General features: G+C 40.8%; 20 protein-coding genes and 2 riboswitches. Of the genes, 15 read left to right on the top strand and 5 right to left on the bottom strand.

Annotated features, from left to right (window positions below; all coding sequences use genetic code 11):
• The first annotated feature begins 26 nt into the window (after nucleotides 1–26).
• Complete coding sequence (locus tag QYG89_RS03815) at nucleotides 27–794, top strand: IclR family transcriptional regulator (protein WP_404314741.1); 768 nt, start codon at nucleotides 27–29, stop codon at nucleotides 792–794.
• 131 nt (nucleotides 795–925) lie between these two features.
• Here QYG89_RS03815 and QYG89_RS03820 read toward each other — a convergent pair whose 3' ends face one another.
• Entirely contained in the window at nucleotides 926–2,185 is a 1,260-nt protein-coding gene (locus tag QYG89_RS03820; protein WP_404314743.1) for an NAD(P)-dependent malic enzyme, read from the bottom strand.
• Nucleotides 2,186–2,479: 294 nt separating this feature from the next.
• Here QYG89_RS03820 and QYG89_RS03825 point away from each other — a divergent pair, with 294 nt between their 5' ends.
• From QYG89_RS03825 to metC, 5 genes are all read left to right on the top strand, one after another.
• A complete protein-coding gene (locus tag QYG89_RS03825; protein ID WP_404315615.1) occupies nucleotides 2,480–3,265 on the top strand; it encodes an ABC transporter ATP-binding protein in 786 nt (261 codons plus the stop codon).
• Nucleotides 3,249–4,007 (top strand): ABC transporter permease, encoded by a 759-nt coding sequence (locus tag QYG89_RS03830; protein ID WP_404314745.1) that lies wholly within the window; start codon nucleotides 3,249–3,251, stop codon nucleotides 4,005–4,007. Before QYG89_RS03825 ends, QYG89_RS03830 begins: the two co-directional genes overlap by 17 nt.
• A 23-nt stretch (nucleotides 4,008–4,030) precedes the next feature.
• Nucleotides 4,031–5,032: an ABC transporter substrate-binding protein gene (locus QYG89_RS03835; protein ID WP_404314747.1), complete on the top strand. Its 1,002-nt coding sequence runs from the start codon at nucleotides 4,031–4,033 to the stop codon at nucleotides 5,030–5,032.
• A gap of 69 nt (nucleotides 5,033–5,101) precedes the next feature.
• Nucleotides 5,102–5,204: riboswitch (SAM riboswitch) on the top strand.
• A 76-nt stretch (nucleotides 5,205–5,280) separates the two neighbouring features.
• Nucleotides 5,281–6,387, top strand: coding sequence for a methionine biosynthesis PLP-dependent protein (locus QYG89_RS03840; protein WP_404314749.1), 1,107 nt, complete (start codon nucleotides 5,281–5,283; stop codon nucleotides 6,385–6,387).
• Nucleotides 6,388–6,392: 5 nt separating this feature from the next.
• The gene (gene metC / locus QYG89_RS03845; RefSeq protein WP_404314751.1) at nucleotides 6,393–7,562 is read left to right on the top strand and encodes a cystathionine beta-lyase; all 1,170 of its coding nucleotides are present in this window, start codon (nucleotides 6,393–6,395) and stop codon (nucleotides 7,560–7,562) included.
• A 79-nt stretch (nucleotides 7,563–7,641) separates the two neighbouring features.
• Here metC and QYG89_RS03850 read toward each other — a convergent pair whose 3' ends face one another.
• A complete protein-coding gene (locus QYG89_RS03850) occupies nucleotides 7,642–7,902 on the bottom strand; it encodes a GlsB/YeaQ/YmgE family stress response membrane protein (RefSeq protein WP_404314753.1) in 261 nt (86 codons plus the stop codon).
• A gap of 265 nt (nucleotides 7,903–8,167) precedes the next feature.
• Between QYG89_RS03850 and QYG89_RS03855 the strand changes: the two genes are divergently transcribed.
• The 5 genes from QYG89_RS03855 to QYG89_RS03875 all read left to right on the top strand — a co-directional run bounded on the left by QYG89_RS03855 (nucleotide 8,168) and on the right by QYG89_RS03875 (nucleotide 16,239).
• On the top strand, nucleotides 8,168–8,410 hold the full coding sequence (locus QYG89_RS03855; protein ID WP_404314755.1) for a YueH family protein: 243 nt from the start codon (nucleotides 8,168–8,170) through the stop codon (nucleotides 8,408–8,410).
• 87 nt (nucleotides 8,411–8,497) lie between these two features.
• Nucleotides 8,498–10,081 carry a peptide chain release factor 3 gene (locus tag QYG89_RS03860; protein ID WP_404314757.1) on the top strand — a complete coding sequence of 528 codons (1,584 nt, stop codon included), beginning with the start codon at nucleotides 8,498–8,500 and terminating at the stop codon, nucleotides 10,079–10,081.
• Between the two features lie 390 nt (nucleotides 10,082–10,471).
• Nucleotides 10,472–11,848 (top strand): Na+/H+ antiporter NhaC, encoded by a 1,377-nt coding sequence (nhaC, locus tag QYG89_RS03865; protein ID WP_404314759.1) that lies wholly within the window; start codon nucleotides 10,472–10,474, stop codon nucleotides 11,846–11,848.
• Nucleotides 11,849–12,123: 275 nt separating this feature from the next.
• A complete protein-coding gene (locus QYG89_RS03870; protein ID WP_404314761.1) occupies nucleotides 12,124–15,183 on the top strand; it encodes an efflux RND transporter permease subunit in 3,060 nt (1,019 codons plus the stop codon).
• A 63-nt stretch (nucleotides 15,184–15,246) separates the two neighbouring features.
• Nucleotides 15,247–15,419: riboswitch (yybP-ykoY riboswitch) on the top strand.
• 37 nt (nucleotides 15,420–15,456) lie between these two features.
• Nucleotides 15,457–16,239 carry a TerC family protein gene (locus QYG89_RS03875; protein ID WP_404314763.1) on the top strand — a complete coding sequence of 261 codons (783 nt, stop codon included), beginning with the start codon at nucleotides 15,457–15,459 and terminating at the stop codon, nucleotides 16,237–16,239.
• 173 nt (nucleotides 16,240–16,412) lie between these two features.
• On the opposite strand, the gene QYG89_RS03880 is transcribed toward QYG89_RS03875, so the two are convergent.
• Nucleotides 16,413–17,609 (bottom strand): MFS transporter, encoded by a 1,197-nt coding sequence (locus tag QYG89_RS03880; protein WP_404314765.1) that lies wholly within the window; start codon nucleotides 17,607–17,609, stop codon nucleotides 16,413–16,415.
• Nucleotides 17,610–17,626: 17 nt separating this feature from the next.
• Nucleotides 17,627–18,040 carry a MarR family winged helix-turn-helix transcriptional regulator gene (locus tag QYG89_RS03885; protein WP_404314767.1) on the bottom strand — a complete coding sequence of 138 codons (414 nt, stop codon included), beginning with the start codon at nucleotides 18,038–18,040 and terminating at the stop codon, nucleotides 17,627–17,629.
• Between the two features lie 216 nt (nucleotides 18,041–18,256).
• On the opposite strand from QYG89_RS03885, the gene QYG89_RS03890 reads away from it, so the two are divergent.
• The 4 genes from QYG89_RS03890 (at nucleotide 18,257) to QYG89_RS03905 (ending at nucleotide 21,032) form a co-directional block, all read left to right on the top strand.
• Complete coding sequence (locus QYG89_RS03890; RefSeq protein ID WP_404314768.1) at nucleotides 18,257–19,039, top strand: extracellular solute-binding protein; 783 nt, start codon at nucleotides 18,257–18,259, stop codon at nucleotides 19,037–19,039.
• A 21-nt stretch (nucleotides 19,040–19,060) separates the two neighbouring features.
• Nucleotides 19,061–19,543 carry a COG4315 family predicted lipoprotein gene (locus QYG89_RS03895; protein WP_404314770.1) on the top strand — a complete coding sequence of 161 codons (483 nt, stop codon included), beginning with the start codon at nucleotides 19,061–19,063 and terminating at the stop codon, nucleotides 19,541–19,543.
• Between the two features lie 196 nt (nucleotides 19,544–19,739).
• A complete protein-coding gene (locus QYG89_RS03900) occupies nucleotides 19,740–20,294 on the top strand; it encodes an RNA polymerase sigma factor (RefSeq protein ID WP_404314772.1) in 555 nt (184 codons plus the stop codon).
• The gene (locus QYG89_RS03905; protein ID WP_404314774.1) at nucleotides 20,295–21,032 is read left to right on the top strand and encodes an anti-sigma factor domain-containing protein; all 738 of its coding nucleotides are present in this window, start codon (nucleotides 20,295–20,297) and stop codon (nucleotides 21,030–21,032) included.
• Between the two features lie 82 nt (nucleotides 21,033–21,114).
• On the opposite strand, the gene QYG89_RS03910 is transcribed toward QYG89_RS03905, so the two are convergent.
• A complete protein-coding gene (locus QYG89_RS03910; RefSeq protein ID WP_404314776.1) occupies nucleotides 21,115–22,866 on the bottom strand; it encodes a B12-binding domain-containing radical SAM protein in 1,752 nt (583 codons plus the stop codon).
• Nucleotides 22,867–22,877 lie beyond the last annotated feature (11 nt).

Consider the following 22,877-nt stretch of genomic DNA (forward strand, 5'->3'; position numbering starts at 1 on the left):
TTCTATGAGGAAAGAAGGAGAGGTTTTTGGAGAGAGAAAACGTAGTGAAGTCCGTGGCGAGGGCTCTTGATGTCATTGAGCTTGTGAGCAGTTCGAAGCAGGGGCTTGGTGTAACGGAAATTGCTAAGAGGATGGATATTAATAAAAGTTCAGTTTTTCGTATACTAGCTACTTTAAGTCAGTATGGTTATATCGAACAGCATAAGGAAACAGGAAAGTACCAGCTTGGTTATATGTTTCTTGCGGTTAGTTCAAAATTACTTGATTCACTTGACGTACGCACGGAAGCAAGTCCGATATTGAAAGGGCTTGAAAAGGAAACGAATGAGGTGGTTCATCTTGTCGTTTATGACCAAGGAGAGGTCGTTTATATTGAAAAGTTAGATGGCAGTGAAACGCTGCGGATGCATTCGAAGGTCGGCAAGCGGGCTCCTGTTCATTGTACATCTGTCGGTAAAGCGATTCTTTCTCATTTGCCGACAGATGACGTGCTCGATATTATTGAGCGAAAAGGGCTCTCGCCTCATACTTCTCATACGATTGTGGAAAAGGATGATTTTTTGAAAGAATTGGAAAAGGTAAAGAGAAAAGGATATGCCCTTGACTTAGAAGAAAATGAGGAGGGGATTCGCTGCATTGCTGCACCGGTGTTTGATCATACTGGGAGCGTGGCAGCAGCTGTTAGTATTTCAGGCCCGACGCTGCGGATGACAGATGAAAGAATAGAGGACTTAAGTGAACGCATGATTCAAGCCGGACGAGATATATCTAAACGGCTCGGATATAGCAGCTGATGGGTTAGAAATGGTTAAATCGGCCTTCAATGATCAGACGGAACATTTCTCCTAGAAGCGAAGAAGATGAAAAAATAACCGGCGGGAAGTGATTTGATCATTTCCCGCCGGTTATTTTGCTGTGATTGATCCTAATTTAAAATGACTTCCGCTGGTTTTACTTGAATAGCTGAAAGCTGATACGTTTTCGTCCGTAAAGAATCAACGTCGATGTGTTTGCGGGCAACACCCGAATCCATAGCAGCCTGAGCAACGGCAGCCGCTACTTCAGGAGCGACCCGGGCATCAAAGGCAGAAGGAATAATATAGTCTTCTGAAAGTTCACTGTCAGAAATAAGAGAAGCAATTGCATAGGCAGCCGCTGCTTTCATTTCTTCATTAATGTCCGAAGCGCGTGTATCGAGTGCTCCTCTGAAAATACCAGGGAACGCAAGAACATTGTTTACTTGATTTGGAAAGTCCGACCGTCCAGTACCGATCACTTTTACCCCGGCTGCTTTTGCCTCGGGAGGAGTAATTTCCGGATGAGGGTTAGCCATGGCAAATACAATTGGATCGTTCTTCATCGTGTCGATCATTTCTGCTGTCAGCGCTCCTGGGGCGGAAACACCGATAAAGACATCGCTGTCTCTCACTGCATCTTCAAGGGTACCTTCTAATTGGTTCGTATTGGTGAACGAGGCCACTTCCTCTTTAATGGCATTCATTCCAAATGGGCGTCCTTCGTAAATGATTCCTCTTGTATCGCACATAATAATGTCTTTTACGCCGAAACTATGTAACAGTTTAGCGATGGCAATACCCGCTGAGCCAGCTCCGTTGATGACAATTTTAACTTGCGAGAAAGTTTTATTAACAAGTTTAAGAGAATTAATCAAACCAGCCAGTGTAACAATCGCTGTGCCATGCTGATCATCATGAAAAACAGGAATATCAAGCTCTTCTTTTAAACGTTGTTCAATGAGAAAGCAGTTAGGCGCTTTTATATCTTCTAGATTAATTCCTCCAAAAGATGATTTTAACAATTTTACTGTTTTAATCACTTCTTCAGGATCTTTCGTGTCAAGGCAAATAGGGAACGCATCTACCCCGGCGAAGTTCTTAAGAAGGATGGCTTTGCCTTCCATAACCGGCAAAGAAGCATCTGCTCCAATATCTCCAAGCCCTAAAACGGCCGTACCGTCAGAAACGACAGCGATTGTATTGGCTTTCATCGTATACTCATAAATTTTCTCACTGTCCGCTTGAATCTCCAGGCAAGGTTCAGCGACACCGGGTGAATAAACCAAACTCAAATCTTTTAAATTTCTTACATTTAATTTAGCTGTCGTTTCCAATTTCCCCTGGTGGCTGCGGTGAATTTCCAATGCTTCTTCTTTTAAAGTTTTCATATTGACCCCTTCTCTTTATTAGTTGGCTTTGTTAAACTTCTCTGTTGATTTCCTCTAGAGGCGCTCCAATCAACAAAGGGATAAAATAAACAATAGTCATTAACATAGCCTATTAATTTAGAACATATTGAAGAGTTTATAACATACTAAAAAGATAATCAATACAACTGTCAGAAAATTTAATTAACTATTTTACGAGAATTTTAAGTAAACAATTGACATTACGCACATACAGTATATAATACTAATAAATCCTATCAAACAAATATGAATAATTGAAAAGATGGTGATATGATGTTTTTACACATAGATCGTATAAATAAGCAATTTATTAACAACAAAGTTGTCAATGATGTATTAGTCGATATTAATGCAACAATTGAAGAAGGCGAATTCGTTTCTATACTAGGGCCTTCGGGCTGCGGAAAATCGACGTTACTGTCCATGGTCGCCGGTTTGAGTGAAGCGACTTCCGGAGAAATTAAATTAGAAGGAAAAACAATTAAAAAGCCAGGAAAAGAGCGGGGAATGGTGTTTCAGCAGGCAGCGTTATTTCCTTGGTTGAATGTAGAAGAAAATGTCATGTTTCCTTTGAAAAAAGAAATGAAAAAGAAAGAAGCAAAGGAAACAGCACGTAAATTTTTACAAATGGTGCAGCTGTCTAACTACGCTTCTCATTACCCGCATGAATTATCAGGGGGTATGCAGCAGCGTGTAGCCATTGCGCGGGCGCTGGCAATGAATCCGAAAGTATTGCTTATGGATGAACCATTTGGAGCGCTGGATGAACAAACGAGAGCTCGGATGCATAAAGAGCTTGAGAGAATCTGGATAGAGACACAAAAAACTATTTTATTTGTCACTCATAGTATTTCAGAATCGATTAAATTGTCCGATCGGATCATCGTCATGGGAACGCAGCCGGGAACCATTATTGCGGATATTCCAGTGGACCTGCCAAGACCGCGCAGATTCGATCAAAAAGAAGTTATTCAGCTTGAGAAGAAAATCAACCTGCTGTTGAAAAATGAAATTGATAAAGTCGTAAAAGAGGAATTGGCTTATGCAGCGAATCAGTAAACAACTTGTTTTTTTTATCGTATTGATAATTATTTGGGAAGGGATTGTACGTGCAGGCGGATGGACGGCAGATGTGATGCCGAAGCCGACAGATGTTTGGCAGGCGCTTGTCCGCGGCTTTGAAGATCGAACACTCATATTCGATTTAACTGCTAGTTTTCAGCGTTTATTTGTCGGTTTGTTCATCTCTTTATTGTTAGGAATTGGACTTGGTATTTTGCTTGCTAAGTCCAAAACAGCAGATGAAACGCTCGGCACACTCATACTAGCTCTTCAAAGCGTACCGAGTATTGTCTGGCTGCCGCTTGCTATTATGTGGTTTGGTTTGAATGAGAAAGCAGTCATTTTTATCGTTGTTCTCGGCGGCACGCTCGTTATGACGATCAATATGCGGATGGGGATAAAGAATGTGGCTCCGCTGTACATTCGAGCGGCACAGACAATGGGATCACGAAGCTTAGATTTATTCGTAAGGGTCATCTTTCCGGCTGCTATTCCTTACGCAGTTACAGGAATTAGACTTGCTTGGGCCTTTGCTTGGCGCGCTTTAATGGCTGGTGAAATTTTAAGTACAGGACCAGGTCTTGGCTATACGTTAAAATACGCTTCTGACTTTGGAGATATGAGCTTAGTCATTGCTGTTATGATTTTAATCGGAGTAGTGGGAACGATCGTTGATTATGCTTTCTTTCAAAAGGTGGAGAGAAATGTTATGCGGCGCTGGGGCCTTGAAACGAACTAATTGATGTCAATGGGGGAAAACAAATGAAAAAGAAACTGGGGTATTTGAGTTTTATATTGATTTTGCTCGTCGGGGCAATAGCCGGCTGCAGCTCAGCAGAAGAAGGAAAAGCAGAAGAGAAGAAGAAAGTGGTCATCGGGTATTTTCCAAACCTTGACCACGTGCCGGCAATGATTGCCAAAGAAAAGGGCTATTATGAAGAGGCGCTTGGTGAAGATGTGGATATCGAATATAAATCGTTTCCAGATGGCGGTGCCTTTATGGTTGCATTGAAAACAGGAGACGTTCATGCCGGGCTTGTCGGTCCTGGACCGGTAATGAATAACTTTACAAATGGAGCCGATGTGAAAATTGTTGCCGGAGGTTCTTCAGGCGGAACAGTCATCGTTGCGCGCAAAGACAGCGGCATTAAGTCTGTTAAAGATTTTGCAGGAAAAACATTTATCACTCCTGGTGTAGGATGTACACATGACGTTCAAATGGAAACATTTGTAAAAGATTTTGGCATTGAATCTAACCGTATTGGCGGCAGTATGAAGCATACAACTGGAAAACCAGCTCAATATGCCGGCTTATTTGAATCAGGAAAAGTGGATTTAGCGGCTGTTCCTGAGCCTTGGGGATCTTTACTCGTTAAAGAACAAGGAGCAAAAATCATTGTAGACAGCGATGAAATTTCTTTCGGTACGACGCTGCCTAACTCTGTCCTTGCGACGAGCGGCAAGCTAATTAAGGAAGATCCGGAACTTGTGCAGAAAATCGTGAATGCTCACCAAAAAGCGATCGATTTTATCAATGGAAATCCGGAAGAAGCGAAGCAATTAACGATTGATTCCATTAAAAAGGATACGAAACAAGAATTAGCAAAAGACGTAGTAGATAGTGCATGGAAACGAATTACGTATACATCTGATGTAAATGAAGAAGTCGTACAGCAGTTTGCTGACTCTTCTTATGACTTAAAGTTTTTAAAGACAAAGCCTGAGTTTTCAGCTTTGATCGATAAACAATTTGCGAAAAAATAAAATATTACAAAAACTCTTGCCATTTTGATCTTTTTACTGTACATTTAAAAAAAGCCAAAATTTTATAAGTTCTTATCAAGAGAAGCGGAGGGACTGGCCCTATGATGCTTCAGCAACCGGCTATGTAAAGTCAAGGTGCTAATTCCAGCGGGTTCACCCCGATAGATGAGGAGAAGATCATAAAAAAAGCCTTCTTCTTAAGAAGGCTTTTATTTTTTTGTCACGGAGATAGAAGGAGAGGAAAAAACATGACACATACACACATTGACACACTGTTAGCACAAATTGGAAACCGCAGTGAAACAGCGACAGGAACAGTGAACGCCCCTGTTTATTTTTCAACTGCTTATCGTCACGAAGGAATTGGACGGTCAACGGGATATGATTATATACGGACGGGGAATCCGACACGCCAAATTGTAGAACAGGCGATTGCCGATTTAGAAGGCGGAGACGCTGGTTTTGCATTTTCATCGGGAATGGCAGCTATTCAGACGCTTCTTGCGCTGGCAGAGCCAGGAGAGGAATGGATCGTTTCAGCCGACTTATATGGCGGTACATACCGGTTGTTTGAAAAAGGCTGGAGAAAGTTTGGATTATCGTTTACATACGATAGTTTTCAACATATCGATGAAACGAAAAAGAAGATAACAGAGAAAACGAAGGCCATTTTCTTAGAAACACCGACGAATCCGCTAATGCAGGAAGTAGATATTGAAGCAGTAGCAGCTTTCGCAAAAGAGCACGGCTTACTATTGATTGTTGATAATACTTTTTATACACCGCTATTGCAGCGCCCGTTAACGCAAGGGGCCGACATCGTGATCCATAGTGCTACGAAATATTTAGGCGGTCATAATGACGTGCTGGCTGGACTGATCGCGGTGAAAGGAGAAGAGCTTGCTCTTAAAGTCGGGGAAATGCAAAATGCGGCCGGGGCTGTTTTGTCGCCGCTTGATTCATGGTTATTAATGCGCGGAATGAAAACGTTAAGCTTGCGTATGAAACAGCATGAGCAAAACGCTAAACAGCTTTCTGCTTTTTTAGGGGAGTGTCCAGAAGTGACGGATGTTCTTTATCCGGGCCGGGGAGGCATGCTTTCTTTCCGATTGGAATCTGCGGAATGGGTCGATGCTTTTTTACAAAACTTGCAGCTGATTACATTTGCTGAAAGTCTTGGAGGGGTTGAAAGTTTTATTACTTATCCGGCTACACAAACACATGCGGATGTTCCGGAAGAAGTGCGAATACAAAACGGAGTCTGTAACCGCCTGCTTCGTTTTTCAGTAGGAATTGAACATGGAGAAGATTTAATCGCTGATTTAGCACAGGCATTTAAAAAGATGAAGGAGTGAGAAGATTGAGTGAAAATTATTCTTTCCAAACGAAATTATTGCATAACCGTCATAAATTTGATGAAGGAACGGGGGCGGTTAGCGTACCTATTCAACACGCTTCTACTTTTCATCAAACTGATTTTGATACATTTGGAAGTTACGACTATAGCCGTTCGGGAAATCCGACGAGACAAGCGTTGGAAGAGGCGATTGCCGAACTGGAAGGCGGTACAAGAGGATTTGCCTTTTCTTCAGGGATGGCTGCGATCTCAACTGCTTTTCTTTTACTCTCTAAAGGGGATCACGTATTAATCACAGAAGACGTATATGGCGGCACATATCGGATGGTAACAACCGTATTGAATCGATTTGGCATTGAACATACGTTTGTGGATATGACGAATTTGCATGAAGTCGCTTTGAACATAAAAGAAAACACGAAGTTAATTTATATTGAAACACCGTCTAATCCGTTGTTAAAAGTGACAGATATTCAAGGGATTGTGAAGCTGGCAAAAGCAAATAACTGTTTAACCTTTGTAGATAATACGTTCTTAACACCCGCTCTTCAGCGTCCGCTTGAGCTAGGTGTCGACGTTGTTCTTCACAGTGCAACGAAGTTTTTATCAGGTCACAGTGATGTGCTCGCAGGACTTGCAGTGACAAAAGATGAAGAACTTGGTCAGCGCTTATATGCTTTGCAAAATTCATTCGGTGCTGTGCTTGGTGTTCAAGATGCGTGGCTCGTGCTGAGAGGGCTGAAAACACTTCATGTCCGCTTGGAGCAGTCTTCCAAATCGGCGCAAATCATTGCTGATTTTTTACAGAAGCATGAGCTTGTAGAAAAAGTATACTATCCTGGCTTATCTGATCACGATGGTCACGTGCTGCAATCGTATCAAGCATCGGGATACGGAGCGGTTCTGTCCTTTGAATTAAAAAATGAAGAAGCTGTGCGGCAGTTTGTTAATGGAGTGAAAATTCCCGTGTTTGCTGTCAGCCTTGGGGCGGTGGAATCGATCCTGTCTTATCCAGCGAAAATGTCTCACGCGGCTATGCCGAGAGAGGAAAGATATAAAAGAGGGATTACCGACGGGTTATTGAGATTATCGGTCGGACTTGAATCGGCAGAAGATTTAATTTCCGATTTTAATGAGGCATTACAGGCTATAAAACCACTTGTTGCCACATAAGTAAAAAAGGCTGTCCTTTATCCGTTTTCATTAACGAAGGACAGCCTCATTTTATTAAACGTAAAGCCATATTTACTGATTAGTGAGCGCGGTCGCGTCGCATGCTTCTTAAGACAAAGCTGACGATAAATACCAGGATAAGCGAACCAATCAAGGCAGGGATAATAGCGATACCGCCAATATCAGGTCCCCAGTCTCCAAACAGTGCACCGCCGATCCAAGCCCCGATAATTCCAGCAATAATGTTACCGATGATACCGCCTGGAAGGTCCCTTCCTAAAATAAGCCCCGCCAGCCAGCCGATAATCCCACCGACAATTAAAAACATAATAAAGCCCATTTTTTTTCCTCCTTGCTGTTGTAATCTGTCGTGCTTGGTTTATTTATTCCCGAATCCATTCATATAAAACATAAAAAGTCAATAAAGCTTTAAAAATGTTTTACCAATAATGGTTTGAATATGAAAAGGAAGCAAATGGACGAGCGTTTTTCTTGTCTCTGCATATTTCTTTTTCGCGTGTACAAGTGTATAGTTTATAATGAATTTATTCGACAAAATCAAGTGTTTGATGAGCATATCTTATGTAAGTTAAGGGTGATTACGCATGAAGATTAGAAAAACGTATTTGAATGAGGAAGAAGTAAAAGTATTCATTTATGAAAATAAAAAGGAAGAAACGGTCGTTGTCGCTGTTCCTTCCGCAGAATGGTCCATTTCTTTCACTTATGAAGAAGCAGGAGAAGCATTGATAGAGCGGTTGGCGGATTCATTAGCTGGCACGAATTTGGATGCACAAAGCGCGTCTGAAATGAGCCAGCGAATTTATCAATGGACACATGAAATGTAACGGGCGAGAGATAGCTTTGTCGCTATATTTTTTGTCGGAAGATGAACAATAAGAACAGATTTTATTTTTGAAAGGGTTGGCGGTTATATGGTTTCATTAAAGGAAGAAGTTCTGTCTAGAAGAACATTTGCGATTATCTCTCACCCGGATGCGGGAAAAACAACAATGACTGAAAAACTGTTATTGTTCGGGGGAGCGATCCGCGATGCAGGGACAGTAAAAGGGAAGAAAACAGGGAAATTCGCGACATCTGATTGGATGGAAATTGAGAAGCAGCGGGGCATCTCTGTCACGTCTTCGGTGATGCAATTCTATTACGAAGGCTGTCACGTGAATATTCTTGATACACCAGGGCATGAAGATTTCAGTGAAGATACGTACCGGACGTTAATGGCGGTCGACAGTGCTGTGATGATTGTTGACGCGGCCAAAGGGATCGAAGCACAGACGAAAAAGTTATTTAAAGTATGTAAAATGAGAGGAATTCCTATTTTTACGTTTATTAATAAATTAGACCGCCAAGCAAAACCGCCGTTGGAACTGCTGGCAGAGCTTGAAGAAGTACTTGGAATTGAATCCTACCCGATGAATTGGCCGATCGGTATGGGAAAAGAGTTTTTCGGTATCTATGACCGCTTTAATAAGCGGATTGAACAATTTCGGACGGCTAGCGAAGAGAACCGGTTTCTTCCATTAAATGAGGAGGGAGAACTGGCTGTCGATCATGAAATTAAAAAATCTTCTTTATATGATCAAATGCTGGAAGAGGTGATGCTGCTTGAGGAAGCGGGAAATGATTTTTCCGAAGAAAGAATCGCATCTGGAGAATTGACACCGGTGTTTTTTGGAAGTGCGCTGACAAACTTTGGTGTCCAAACCTTTTTAGAAACTTATTTGCAGTTTGCTCCTCCTCCTCAAGCACGCCAGTCTGATCAAGGAGCGGTAGACCCTGCTAGTGAACAATTTTCAGGTTTTATCTTTAAAATCCAGGCGAATATGAATCCTGCTCATCGTGACCGCATCGCCTTTTTCCGCATTTGTTCTGGAAAATTTGAGCGGGGAATGAGTGTAACGTTAGCGAGAACAGGAAAGTCGTTGAAATTATCACAGTCAACACAGTTTTTGGCCGATGACCGCAGTACAGTAAATGAAGCTGTGAGCGGTGACATTATTGGTTTATATGATACAGGGAATTATCAAATTGGTGATACGCTTGTGGGCAGCAAGCCGCTGTTTCAATATGAGAAACTGCCGCAGTTTGCTCCGGAGCTGTTTGTTAAAGTAAGTGCCAAAAATGTGATGAAGCAAAAAAGCTTCCACAAAGGGATTGAACAGCTCGTTCAAGAAGGAGCTATTCAATTGTATAAAACACTTCATACGGAGAATTATATTCTTGGAGCGGTCGGACAGCTGCAGTTTGAAGTATTTGAGCATCGAATGAGAGGCGAATACAATTCCGAAGTGGTGATGGAACCAATGGGCTCCAAAATTGCCCGCTGGATTGAAAACGAGGAAGCAGTGAAAGAAAGCCTTTCTAACTCAAGAAGCCTGCTAGTAAAAGACCGTCAAGGGAAGCTCGTCTTTTTATTTGAGAATGAATTTGCGCTTCGCTGGTTCCAAGATAAAAATGAGCAAATTAAGCTCTATCATCCGATGGACGAAGAGCATTAATTCCTGACTTTATCATTCATCTACAAGGTGGAGAAATTTGCTTTCTTAATAGGATGATTTCACATAACCTATACGAAAAAACCAGTTTGCCGACGGCAGCTGGTTTTTTTCATTCGTTGTATGGAGAATAATAAATTATGAAGGGGTGTATCGCTAATGGTGAATGAATTCGTCTATTCCCTATCTCATCAAAACCTTTGTAATAAAAGAAATAACAGCTTTTCTTAAGGATCGGCTGGCGGCAAATAAAGATAGGTGAATTTGTTGATAAAATTTTTCTGAAAAAGCAATTGACAGTTCGATTCATGTCAATGATAATGAATGTTGATACTTCAATGCATAAAAGCGTTCAAGTGAAAGAGTAATAGACAACATTTGAGGTGGACTTTCATGTTTAAAATTGAACCGAAAATAAGGCCTTCTTTGCCGGCTGCATTCACGTTGACAGCCATGATTGTGGTACTGATCAGTTTTTCAATTATCAAATTGAAGTCGGTTCCGCATATTCCCATTTTGCTTTCTATCTTTTTGCTGCTCGCATTTGGAGCTGTTCAAAAGCTTTCATTCAAAAAAATGGAAGAAGGGATGCTCGAAGGGGCGAAAAGCGGGATGGGGGCTGTTTTTATCTTTTTTCTCATCGGTGTGCTTATTAGCAGCTGGATGATGTCGGGTACGATTCCGACGATGATTTATACAGCGTTTAGTTTTGTGACGCCGCACTTTTTTTACAGTATTGTTTTTATCGTTACGGCGATCATTGGTCTTGGCATAGGCAGTTCCTTGACGACAGTGGCGACAATAGGGGTAGCCTTCATCGGTGTAAGCGGGGTAGTGGATGCTTCCGTTGCGATCACAGCTGGAGCGATCGTATCAGGTGCTTTTTTTGGCGATAAAATGTCACCGTTATCTGATACGACGAACTTAGCCGCATCGATTGTTGGAGTTGATTTATTTACCCACATTCGCAATATGGGGTGGACCACCATTCCAGCCTTTTTGATCACGCTTATCTTATTTGCTTTTATTTCCCCGAAAGTAGGACAGACGCAATTTCCGAAAGTAGAAGCAATTAAAGAGGCATTACATGAAATGGATTTAATTCATTGGTATGCATGGCTTCCTCTTGTTTTGCTTTTTCTGTTATCGATAAAGAAGGTATCACCGATTATTACACTTGCTCTTAGTTCTATTTTCGGTGTATTGTTATCCTTTTTGCATTCAGATCGGTCACTGGCTGACGTATGGGGCATTTTATTTTCAGGCTTTACGTCTAAAACAGGCAATGCCGATGTCGATGCTTTACTGACAAGAGGCGGAATGGATAGTATGATGTTTACGATTTCGCTCGTTTTGCTGTCGCTAAGTCTTGGCGGCCTGCTATTTTCTCTTGGTGTCATCCCGCGTTTATTTGAAGCAGTTGAGCATCGTTTGAAAAACGCAGGGAGCACAGTGGCAGCTGCAGCTGGATCAGCCATAGGCATTAACTTCATTATTGGAGAACAGTATCTCTCTATTTTATTAACAGGTGAGGCCTTTCAGCGGCAGTTTGAGAAAGTCGGTTTGGCAAAAAAGAATTTATCAAGAACATTAGAAGATGCTGGTACCGTTATTAATCCGCTTGTCCCTTGGGGAGTATGCGGTGTATTTATCACGAACATGCTTGGAGTGGCGACTGTTGACTATTTGCCATTCGCCTTCTTTTGTCTGTTGAGTCCTATACTCACTATTCTATATGGCATGACTGGCTGGACATTAACGAAAAAATAATAATTGTAGAAGGGAACGTTTATTCGTTCTCTTTTTTTTTGGCTATGTTAATGACTAGTGTTGATGTTGATGCTTTGTCGATTAGAGGAGAAATTAACAAGGGAATTTTAGATAGCCTTTTTTATAGGATGATTATCTATAGGGTGTTCACTTATTTGTCTTAAAACAGTGCTTTGAATTCGCTGCTCAAAGTTGAATGTCGAATATTAGTACATTATAGTTAAATAGGTAAGCCATTACAAAAAGTGAATGAGGTGTATGAAAGGAGATTTATTTTGAGAATTAGCAACTTTTCTATTAAGAGGCCAGTATTTACAATTGTTGTTATGTTTCTGGTCATTATATTAGGTGCGGTTTCTCTTTTCAAAATTCCGCTTAAATTAATCCCTGATATTAACCCGCCTGTTGCGGTTGTTGTTACTTCTTATGAAGGGGCAAGTCCGATAGAGATTGTTGAAAAAGTGACAAAGCCTTTAGAAGAGAGCTTGTCCACTCTTCCTGGAATTAAAAATATTACTTCCACTACGAGAGAAGGATCCAACCTGATCTTAATGGAGTTTTCCTGGAGTACGAACATTGAGGACATTCAGTCGGATGTGCTGCAGCGGATTGATCGGACACCTATTCCAAAAGAAGCGAGTAAACCGCAATTTATGAAATTTGATCCTTCTCAATTTCCGATTATTCAATTATCACTGCAGTCAGCCGGCAATGAAAAAGAATTGCAAAAACTGGCTGATCAATTGGAAAAAGACTTAATGACAGTAGAAGGAGTCGCTAATGTTAATGTTTCAGGTACTCTTGACGAGGAAATTGTTATTGAACTAGATGAGAAAAAGCTGGAGGAATACAACTTATCGCAATCTGATATCGTACAGCTGATTCAGACTAATAACATTTCACTTCCTGGAAGTACAGTAGAGTCAAATGGAATGTCCTTAACGACAAGGATCATCAGCCAGCTGACAAGCACTGAAGAAGTGAAGAATCTGGTGCTGACTGTGAATCCTCTTAGCGGAACCGAAATCACTATTGGCGACGTTGCATCGGTTGAATCAAAAAGAAAAACGGCTCGCAGTGTAACGAGAGCAAATGAACATCCAGCGGTTCTGCTAAGTGTATTACAGCAGGCAGATGCAAACACAGCGGAAGTATCTAAGGAGTTCAAAAAGCGGCTTGATGAATTACTGAAGGAAAAGCGATATAAGAGTGTCCGGGCAGATATTTTATTCGATCAAGGGGATTATATTCGCCTTGCTATTGGAAACATTGGCAGCTCGCTCGTGCTTGGCGGCGCTTTTGCCATGCTCGTTTTATTTGCTTTTTTGAGAAATGTTAGAAGCCCGCTCATCATTGGTGTGGCTATTCCTTATTCAGTTATCGTTACGTTCGTATTAATGTACTTTGCGGACTTTAATTTAAATATTATGACGCTTGGTGCGCTTGCCTTAGGAATTGGTATGCTCGTTGACAATGCTATTGTTGTCATTGAGAACATTTACCGCCATCTATCAATGGGAAAAGATTCCCGGCAGGCGGCTCGTGATGGAGCAAAGGAAGTAGGGACGGCGATTACAGCGTCCACGTTAACGACTATTGCTGTTTTTTTGCCTGTCGTCTTTATTTCCGGAATTCTTGGGCAGATTTTTAAAGAATTTGCTTTGACGATTTCTTTTAGTCTTGCTGCCTCACTTGTTGTTGCTTTAACTGTCATTCCAATGATGGCGAGCCGCTGGTTAAAGCAGCCGGCAGCGAAAAAGGCAGGCAGCAAAGAGTCAAGAGCAATCGAGCGATACGAATCCGCTGTCCGCTGGGCACTGCGTCATCGGCTGCTTGTGATTTTAACCTCACTTGTTATGCTGATTGTTGGCGGATTAGGATTAACGACTGTCGGTACACAATTTCTTCCGGCAACGGATGAAGGATTTTTTAACATTAGGCTGGAAGTGGAAAATGGCACTTCTTTAAACAAGACGAATGAAGTAGTGAAAGCGATAGAGAAGGAATTAAGGAAGGAAAAAGACGTAGAAGTGTACGTTAGTCTTGTGGGATCAACCCAAGAAGATACATTTAGAGGAACAGGTTCATCGAATGTCGCTGAGCTATACGTGAAGTTGAAGCCTCTTGAAAAAAGGGAGCGTTCTGTTTTTGCTTTTGTTGATGAGATGAAGCCGACTGTAGAAAAGGCTGCACGTCAAGTAAACAGTACGGCTGAAGTGACGTTTAACATGCAGTCAGCCTCTGGATCAAGTCCGCAAACGCTCGTCTTTAACGTGCGCGATGCAAATCCAGAACGGCTTGATCAGACCGTTCGAGAGGTGAAGAAGGCTGTTGCGGATATTCCTGAAATGACAGAGGTATCTACTAATAGAGAAGAAACCGTGAAAGAGATTCAAATAACAGTGAAACGGGACAAAGCGCTTGAAGCCGGCATTGTACCTGCTCAAATTGCTTCGATTGTAAATGATGCAACAAGGGGAGTTCTTGCTGCACAAATTATTAATAAACGTTCAGAAGTGCAAACTGTCGTTGTCCGCTATGACGAGCAAGTAACAAAAAGTATCAGTCAATTGAAGAAACTGCTCGTCAAAACACCGTCGGGCAATTTTTATAAACTGGAAGATCTTGCAGATATCGACATCAAACAAGGACCTGTAGTCATTCAGCGTATTAATCAGCAAGAAGCCGTACAGTTTACTGCAAAATATACAGCTAATACGAACTTAGGCGCTGTATCTAAAAAGGTAGATGAAAAAATGGCGGATCTTGATTTATCCGATGAAACGACGATTGCATTTGGTGGTGATCGCGAATTACTTGAAAGCTCTATCGATGATATGGTGTTGGCGCTTATTTTGGCGATCGTCTTAATTTACATTGTGATGGCTGCTCAATATGAGTCGTTTAAATACCCATTTGTGATCATGTTTACCGTTCCATTAGCGGTGATTGGTGTTGCTCTTGCTTTAACAGCAACAAGAACGCCGATCAGTATACCGGCTGTTATTGGTATTCTGATACTTGCTGGTATTGTCGTGAATAATGCTATTGTTATTGTTGATTACATTATTCAAAGGAAGAGAAATGGAATGAGCAGCTATGACGCGATTGTGGAATCAGCAAAAGACAGAGTGCGTCCGATTTTAATGACCTCTTTAACGACCATTCTCGGTCTTGTTCCACTTGCCATTGGCGTTGGCAGCGGAACAGAAATTAATCAGCCGATGGGGATTGCAGTTATAGGAGGCCTCGTGTCCAGTACGCTGTTAACTTTATTTGTCATTCCTGTTGTGTATAGCTTCTTTGACAAAGAAACGAGAAAAATAAATAGCTAAAAAATGTTTACAAGCCCATAAATAAGCTTTATACTAATTGTATAAACAACTGAATCTTCAATGACGCAAGTCAAAGGGGAGTAGCGTTAGGTATTATACCTAAAACAAAGTCGTCAATTCATGGATGAGAGCCATCCATCGGCTTTGTTGACATGAGTAGAAGCATGTCCAGCGAGACCTTTGCCTATTTTATGGGCAAAGGTCTTTTTTGTTGTTTATATTCAGTTCCTCTGGATAAAAATATGAGAGGAGCTATAGGAGGAGATTTTATTTATGGATTCAATCTGGCTAGAGTATGCTTGGGCATTATTAATCTTAATTGGATTAGAAGGATTGTTATCGGCTGATAATGCCCTAGTACTGGCGGTGATAGCCAAACATTTACCCGATGATCAGAAAAGAAGAGCGATTAGTTACGGAATCATTTTGGCTTTCGTTTTCCGATTTGCTGCCCTTTTTGCCATTTCTTTCATTGCAAACGTTTGGCAAGTACAAGCGATAGGAGCAGCCTACCTCCTTTACCTGGGCTTAAAGCATGTCATTGGGGCCCGGTTCGGCAAAGAAAATGAGAATATTCGTGAAGAGGTTGAAGAGGAAGGGAAGGTAGCTGCAGGGAAAGGCTTCTGGCCCACAGTAGGGAAAATTGGTTTAGCTGACCTGGCTTTTGCCATTGATTCAATTCTAGCTGCGGTTGCTCTAGCACTCGGTCTTCCAGATTCACCGCTTGGTGACTTTGGCGGCATGGATGCCGGAAAGTTTATTGTTGTTGTTCTTGGAGGGATTGCCGGTCTTATCTTGATTAAGTATGCGGCAACCTGGTTTGTTAAACTTCTTGATCAACGTCCAGCATTGGAAACAACGGCTTATGCAATTGTTGCTTGGGTCGGAGTCAAGCTTACTGTCATTACTCTCGCGCACGAGGATATTGGTGTCTTAAGTCATGATTTTCCACACAGTACCGTTTGGACTCTGATCTTCTATGGTGTATTGGTAGGCATTGCTCTAATCGGCTGGTTTGCACCTGCCAATAAGTTATCAAAGAAAGAGACACGATGAAAGACCATAAAGAAAAGAGGAAGACGATGTTAGACAATGCATACATCAATAATAGATTAATCTATTGACCTTCCTCTTCTTTTCATAGCAATTAAACCTTTTGAAAAACAGAAAGAGCTCGTTATCGACAAAATGAGTCGACTCAATAACTTTGAGTCGACTCATTTTTATATTTAACCGGCTTTAAGGATGGAATGATGAGGAGCCTTGTTTCTTCCATGCAACAGATAATATAAAAAGATGCTGGAAAGTACAAGAAGGGAAATCGCCATATATAATCCCCGGTACCCTGTCAGAGGAAGAAGGAAGCCTAATATGTACGGTCCAGTAGTCATTCCTATATCGCCTAAAATGAAAAAGGTAGAGGTGGCCAATCCGGCACGGTGAGGCGGAACATGCTTAACAGCAATGGCTTGCGTACTTGATTGAAGTGTGCCAAAGCCTAAACCAATGAAAGCTCCCGCTAATAATAGGGTAAATCCGTGATGTGCTTGACTAAGCAGGAATAAACCAACAGCAAATAAAATGAGCGAGGGATACATAACGAAATTTTCCCCTTTCGCATCAAACCATTTACCGGTAAATGGTCTTGAAGCCACAATACATAAAGCAAATATGACAAAAAAGAAACTGGCAGCGTCCAGCAGATGAATATTTTTAGAATAAGTCATAAGAAACGTAAGAATGCCGGAATAACTAAAGTTGATAATGGCTACTACAATAGAAATAGGGACTGCTTTCTTTTCAATAAAGTCTTTTATGTGAAAGCCGCTCATTGAGGAAGTTTGTGTTTTTGGCTGGTCCACAGCAGGAATTTTCAAAAAGATCGTAACGAGAAAACTGAATGCTGCAAACAGAAAACAAACGAGAAAAATCATATTAAAACTTCCATGCTGAGTGATGAATACCCCTAAAAATGGACCGATGGCCGCGGCGAGGGTATTGCTTAATGTGAAGTATCCAATTCCTTGACCGCGCCGTTCAGAGGGAACGAGTCCTACTACAATGGTATTTGTCGCAGTAGCTGCAATCCCAAAGGATACACCGTGAAAGAAACGGTTTAAAAGAAGCAAAAGTAAGTTATTTACTTCAAAATATAAAGCAGTAGTAATCAACCCGAAAATTAAGCCGGCATACAGCATTTTCTTTCGGCCCAGCCGATCAAGAAATTTTCCGGCAAAAGGGCGGGAAATTAAAACACCTAAAATAAAGATGCTCGAAGCGAGACCGGCTTGACTTTGCGTAGCATGAAGCTTCTCCATCGCATATTCTGAAAAAATGACGACTAATAAATAAAAGGTTAGAAAGAGAAAAAGATTTGTAGAAAAAACGATGAAAAAATCTTTCGTCCATAGTTTTTGTTTACTCATATGTAGGGCTCCTCATTTTACTCGTTTACATTATTTTTTATTTTTCTCAACGTTGTGAAAAATTGCTCTTGTTCTTCTTGGGAAATACCTTGTAATGCATTCTGTTCAATTTTATGAACTAGTTCACTGCCTAACGTATACATTTCTTCCCCTTTATCAGTGAGCATAATTCTTTTTTCACGTTTGTCATTTCCCGGAACTTGCTGGATTAACTGTTTTTTCTCCAAGCGGTTCACTGTACGGGTAACAGCTGATTTTTCTACATGCAAATAGTGGGAAATTTCTACAAGTGTGGAAGAGCCAAAGTTTTTTAAATAATTCGTAATGAGCCACTGAGAGTGATACAGTTCATTTGTAGTAAGCTGACTATTCAGCTTATTAATTAAAAGCCTGGATAACTGTAAATACTCATGAAATACTTGGTCCGTCATCCGTATGATCGCTCCTTCGTTATATAGTTGACTAGTCAACTATACATTTTTTCTGCACATGCTTCAATTATATATTTGACATACCTTTAATATAGATAGGAAATCACGATGTTTTTGGGATAATTGTAAAAAATTAAAAAAACTTAAAACCGTTTTTTATATTTAACCGTTACCTAATATAGATAAATAAAAAGTGGAAAGGAGCAGAAAGGTGAATTGAAGAATACCATTGTGTTAACTGGCTTATTAATCACGATGCTCGTACTGTTCGGAAGTATATCCTCTGTCATTTCAAAAAAGGGGAGCGCGATGAACAATGATGCAGTTGTCAAAGTCTATGGACCAGGAGGACCTCTCGGACCGATGAAAGAGGCTGCGGAACAATTTACAAAAGAAACAGGAATAAAAGTGGAAGTAATAGCTGGTCCGGAAGAGAAGTGGATCGGGCAGGCGAAACAGGAGGCAGATATCATTTACGGTGGTTCAGAGTATATGCTCACTAGTTTTATAAACAGTCATCCTAATATGATTGATGAAAAAACAAGGACAGACTTATATATGCGGGCAGCCGGTATATTAGTGAGAAAAGGAAATCCGAAAAACATTCAATCACTAGAGGATTTAACAAACAACGGTGTGAAAATTATTGATGTAAATGGAGCAGGACAACTAGGACTATGGGAAGATTTAGCGGGAAGAAAAGGATTGATTCCCGGCATTGAAAGAAACATCGCTAAATCTGTTAAAACGAGTGCTGAAGCGATTGAGCTTTGGAAAGCGAATGCCAAATATGATGCGTGGATCACGTATGAATCGTGGCATTATCGATTAAGCGATGTCACTGATTTAGTTCAGCTTCCGGAACAGGACAAACTGTACAGAGGAACACCAATCAGTATGACCAATCAATCAGACAATAAAAAAGAAGCAAGACAGTTTATTGAATATTTAAAAACGGAGAAAGCCCATCAGGTTTTTAAAAAATGGGGATGGGAATAAGTAATGAAGGAGTAGATGAAAATGACTAAAAAATTATGGATGGCGTCACTATTTGTTATGTTATTGCTTTTAGCTGCTTGTGGAAAATCTGACAATGACAATGCTGCTGAACCAGCGGCTGATCAAGAGCCTGTTGTGGAAACAGCTGTTGAAGAATCAGCAAGTTTGAAATTACTGGAGAATGAAGCGGTTGGTGACTATCTTGCTGATTCTGAAGGAATGACACTTTATTATTTTAAGAAAGATGAGGCAGGAAAAAGTAATTGCAGCGGTGAATGTGTAGAAAAATGGCCTCCGTTTACAGCGAAACAGTTTGATGTGCCTGCTGGATGGAATAAAGAAGATTTTGCAACGATCAAAAGAGAAGATAACGGAATGGAGCAAGTGACGTATAAAGGCTTTCCGCTTTATTATTTTGTCAAAGATCAAAAAGAAGGAGATACAAACGGTCAAGGTGTGAAAGATGTATGGTTTATTGTAAATAGTGAAACTGCTTTTAAATAGGGAAAGAATAGAGAGTTGTCTCCAAAAGAAAGTGTCGGCTTCCTTCAAGTGTATATACACCCTTCAATCATTAAAGATGAGTGTATATACAATGTTGGCGGAGCAGATCTTTATGGGACAGCTCTGTTCTTCATTTTGAAGTGTAAAGTAAGAATAAGGTTTCACTTAATGTGAATGGTGAGGAGGGCGGGTCTGATTGAAGGGGAAAAGTGATGAAGAATTAATGTTGCTGGTGAATAAGAAACACCGGCCTGCCCTGGAAGAACTGTATGACCGCTATGTAAAATTGATTTATAGCTTTGCATTTAAGTTTGCAAATAGCAATACAGAATCAACGAAAGAGATGGTCCAGTTAGTGTTTTTAAAGTTATGGACAACGAAAAGCGGCTACGACTCTTCAAAGGGTAAATTTGTTAATTGGCTTTTGACGATTACTCGGAATGTATGTGTGGATTATATTCGGAAGGATAATCTTCATGTAAAGAATAACCATCAAATAGATGAATGTGTTCCCGGTGAGCTAGCCGATCCAGTCGATGAGATTGAAAAAAGGCTGACGTGTAACGAAGTATCTGCTGCTAAGAATAAGTTAAATACAGCTCAGAAAAGACTAATTGATTTATTTTACTGGAAAGGCTTTTCCCTAACGGAAATTGCAAAGATGGAAAATGAACCAGTTGGAACAGTAAAAAGCAGGCTGCATCAATCATTGAAACAGTTGAAGAAGCATTTAGAAGTGGGGGATTTGTGAATGGAAAGGATGTGTGATCACCTGCTTTCATTTATTGCAGATGAATTGGGGGAGAGAGATAAAAGGAAATTTGAGGAGCATATGCAGCAGTGCACGAAATGTTCAAAGGAGTATGAGAACATGACCGATGTCTGGCACTCTTTATATTTAGATATAGAAGAACAGGAAGTACCAGAATCATTAAAAGCGGATGTCATGGAATTTGTTTTTAATAATGAGAAAAAAAGCAGAAAGGAATCATTTAAAATAACGAAATGGCTCGGGTTGTTTTCTCGACAGTTTTCTCCGACAGCAATGGTGACAGTCCTTTTATTAATGGGGCTTTCCATCTCACTCGCCTTTGCTAATAGCAAAATGCAGGACGAATTAACAGCTGTCTATACTAAAAATGAACAGCCAATCGAGGTGCTGTCTACACTTTCTTTACAAGCTGTTAATCCAGTGAACGAACGTATCAACACAGGGGGGGCGGCCTTTATCATACAGCAAGGGGAGAGAAAGAGCTTGGTTGTTCAATTGAAGGATTTACCAAAGCTACAAGGTTCGGAAGTCTATCAAGTATGGTTATTAAAAAACGGCAAGCGTAAAAATGCAGGAATATTTAAGCCTGATGAAAGGGGTTCTGGAATGTTGACTTACCAATTTGCGCAAGATACAGAGTTTGATCAAATTGGTATTACAGTAGAACCAGATGAATATAGTTTAGAGCCGAGAGGGGAAAAAATAGTAGGGTCTTGAACTTATGCACTTATATAAAAAGCGGGTGTTCCAAAGCAAAGGCTTTTAGAACATCCGCTTTTTATGTGTGAAGTTCATATCTTCAGCTGGCACTGGTTGCTGCTTCGTTTTTCAAGAAAAAAGCAGCAGGAAGGCCGGTAGATGGCTCAAAATAGATGAAAAGATAAATATCCTGCTGAACCCATTTGCCATTCACAAATGACATTGTTAGCGGTTCAATCATCATATGCTTATACATTTCTTTTTCCGATAAGCCGAGTTTAGCAAACTCTGAACCGAGAAGAAGAGGATTCTGCAAAACTTTCTGATACAATACAGAGCGATCCTGTTTGTCAAGGACAGGTTCCCACCAAGGCTTTCTAGGCTTATAACGCTGATTCATTAAGTAATCATATTTCATGATGCTTTCAACCTGTGGATACTGGTCAGGCCGAACAGCTCTTAAGAACTGTTGCAGTCGTTTGAATAAGTCTTCTAACTGATGACCGATTCGGCCCCAGCCTTGTTCTTCCCAGTAGGCACCAAAAGATTGAAAAAAGTCAAATGGTGTCTCGAAGCTATGAGTGACGAGCCATTCGATCGTTTCATTTGTACGATGATCGTTCCAATACTTTTCGAGCACATCTTCCACTTGCTTAATTTTCACCATATCAGCAAATGAAAGGACATTATTACTTAAAATTTCATATGGAGACTTGTCCATATATACGTAATCGTGCTCATCTGCCCGCAGACGAAGACCGGTGCCGCGCAACATTTTCAAAAAGCCAAGCTGCAGTTCTTCCGGACGCAAGGCAAAGACGTCATTGAACGTTTTACGGAAAGAATCATAATCTTCTTCAGGTAAACCAGCGATTAAATCGAGATGCTGATCAATTTTTTCGCCTTCTTTTACCATAGTGACCGTGCGGACTAGTTTTGACCAGTTTTGCTTACGCATAACGAGTGCATTTGTTGCTTCATTCGTCGATTGCACACCAATTTCGAAACGGAATAATCCTTTTGGTGCGTTTTTATTGAGAAAATCAATGACTTCCGGCCGCATAATATCAGCAGTAATTTCAAATTGGAAGACGGTGCCTGGAACGTGTTCGTCAATCAGGAATTGAAACATCTCCATCGCATAACTGCGGCTGATGTTAAATGTCCGGTCAACAAATTTAATTGTTTTCGCGCCATTTGCCATTAAATAACGGATATCTTCTTTAATCGTTTCACGATTGAAATAACGGACACCGACTTCAATAGAGGAAAGGCAGAACTGGCAGCGGAATGGACAGCCGCGGCTCGTTTCAATGTAAGTGACACGTTTAGATAGCTGTGATTTATCTTCTTCAAAGCGAAAAGGAGAAGGAAGCTCCCGCAAATCTAACTTGTTTCGCTGTGGATTGATTTTTGGTTTTCCATCTTCAAGATAGCCAATTCCACTCACTTTGCTCCAATCATTTTCACTATTGATTTCATGAAGCAGTTGTTTAAACGTTTCTTCTCCTTCTCCGATGACAATAAAGTCTGCTTCAGGAATTCGTTCCAGCCAATAGGGAACGTCATAAGAAACTTCTGGACCGCCAAGAACAATCACTGTCTCCGGAAGTATTTTCTTTATCATTTTTACGACTGTAACTGTTTCTTCGATATTCCAAATGTAACAGCTGAATCCTAAGACGTTCGGCTGTTTTTTATATAAGTTTGTGACGATATTCATCGCAGGGTCTTTGATCGTATATTCGGCAAGCTCTACTTCGTATTCTGGCTGTATGAAGGCTTTTAAATACCGAATAGCTAAGTTTGTATGAATATATTTAGCGTTTAAAGTGCTGAGGACAACATTCATTAGTGACTTTC

Origin of the sequence: Bacillus lumedeiriae (assembly GCF_044891285.1) — a bacterium.
GTDB lineage: Bacteria > Bacillota > Bacilli > Bacillales > Domibacillaceae > Pseudobacillus > Pseudobacillus lumedeiriae.

What these genes read in the sequence shown, in the direction of transcription:
- QYG89_RS03820 (WP_404314743.1), bottom strand. Translation starts at nt 2,185, where the DNA reads ATGAAAACTTTAAAAGAAGAAGCATTGGAAATTCACCGCAGCCACCAG.
- QYG89_RS03825 (WP_404315615.1), top strand. Translation starts at nt 2,480, where the DNA reads ATGTTTTTACACATAGATCGTATAAATAAGCAATTTATTAACAACAAA.
- QYG89_RS03830 (WP_404314745.1), top strand. Translation starts at nt 3,249, where the DNA reads ATGCAGCGAATCAGTAAACAACTTGTTTTTTTTATCGTATTGATAATT.
- QYG89_RS03835 (WP_404314747.1), top strand. Translation starts at nt 4,031, where the DNA reads ATGAAAAAGAAACTGGGGTATTTGAGTTTTATATTGATTTTGCTCGTC.
- QYG89_RS03840 (WP_404314749.1), top strand. Translation starts at nt 5,281, where the DNA reads ATGACACATACACACATTGACACACTGTTAGCACAAATTGGAAACCGC.
- QYG89_RS03850 (WP_404314753.1), bottom strand. Translation starts at nt 7,902, where the DNA reads ATGGGCTTTATTATGTTTTTAATTGTCGGTGGGATTATCGGCTGGCTG.
- QYG89_RS03855 (WP_404314755.1), top strand. Translation starts at nt 8,168, where the DNA reads ATGAAGATTAGAAAAACGTATTTGAATGAGGAAGAAGTAAAAGTATTC.
- QYG89_RS03860 (WP_404314757.1), top strand. Translation starts at nt 8,498, where the DNA reads ATGGTTTCATTAAAGGAAGAAGTTCTGTCTAGAAGAACATTTGCGATT.
- nhaC (WP_404314759.1), top strand. Translation starts at nt 10,472, where the DNA reads ATGTTTAAAATTGAACCGAAAATAAGGCCTTCTTTGCCGGCTGCATTC.
- QYG89_RS03875 (WP_404314763.1), top strand. Translation starts at nt 15,457, where the DNA reads ATGGATTCAATCTGGCTAGAGTATGCTTGGGCATTATTAATCTTAATT.
- QYG89_RS03880 (WP_404314765.1), bottom strand. Translation starts at nt 17,609, where the DNA reads ATGAGTAAACAAAAACTATGGACGAAAGATTTTTTCATCGTTTTTTCT.
- QYG89_RS03885 (WP_404314767.1), bottom strand. Translation starts at nt 18,040, where the DNA reads ATGACGGACCAAGTATTTCATGAGTATTTACAGTTATCCAGGCTTTTA.
- QYG89_RS03895 (WP_404314770.1), top strand. Translation starts at nt 19,061, where the DNA reads ATGACTAAAAAATTATGGATGGCGTCACTATTTGTTATGTTATTGCTT.
- QYG89_RS03905 (WP_404314774.1), top strand. Translation starts at nt 20,295, where the DNA reads ATGGAAAGGATGTGTGATCACCTGCTTTCATTTATTGCAGATGAATTG.
- QYG89_RS03910 (WP_404314776.1), bottom strand. Translation starts at nt 22,866, where the DNA reads ATGAATGTTGTCCTCAGCACTTTAAACGCTAAATATATTCATACAAAC.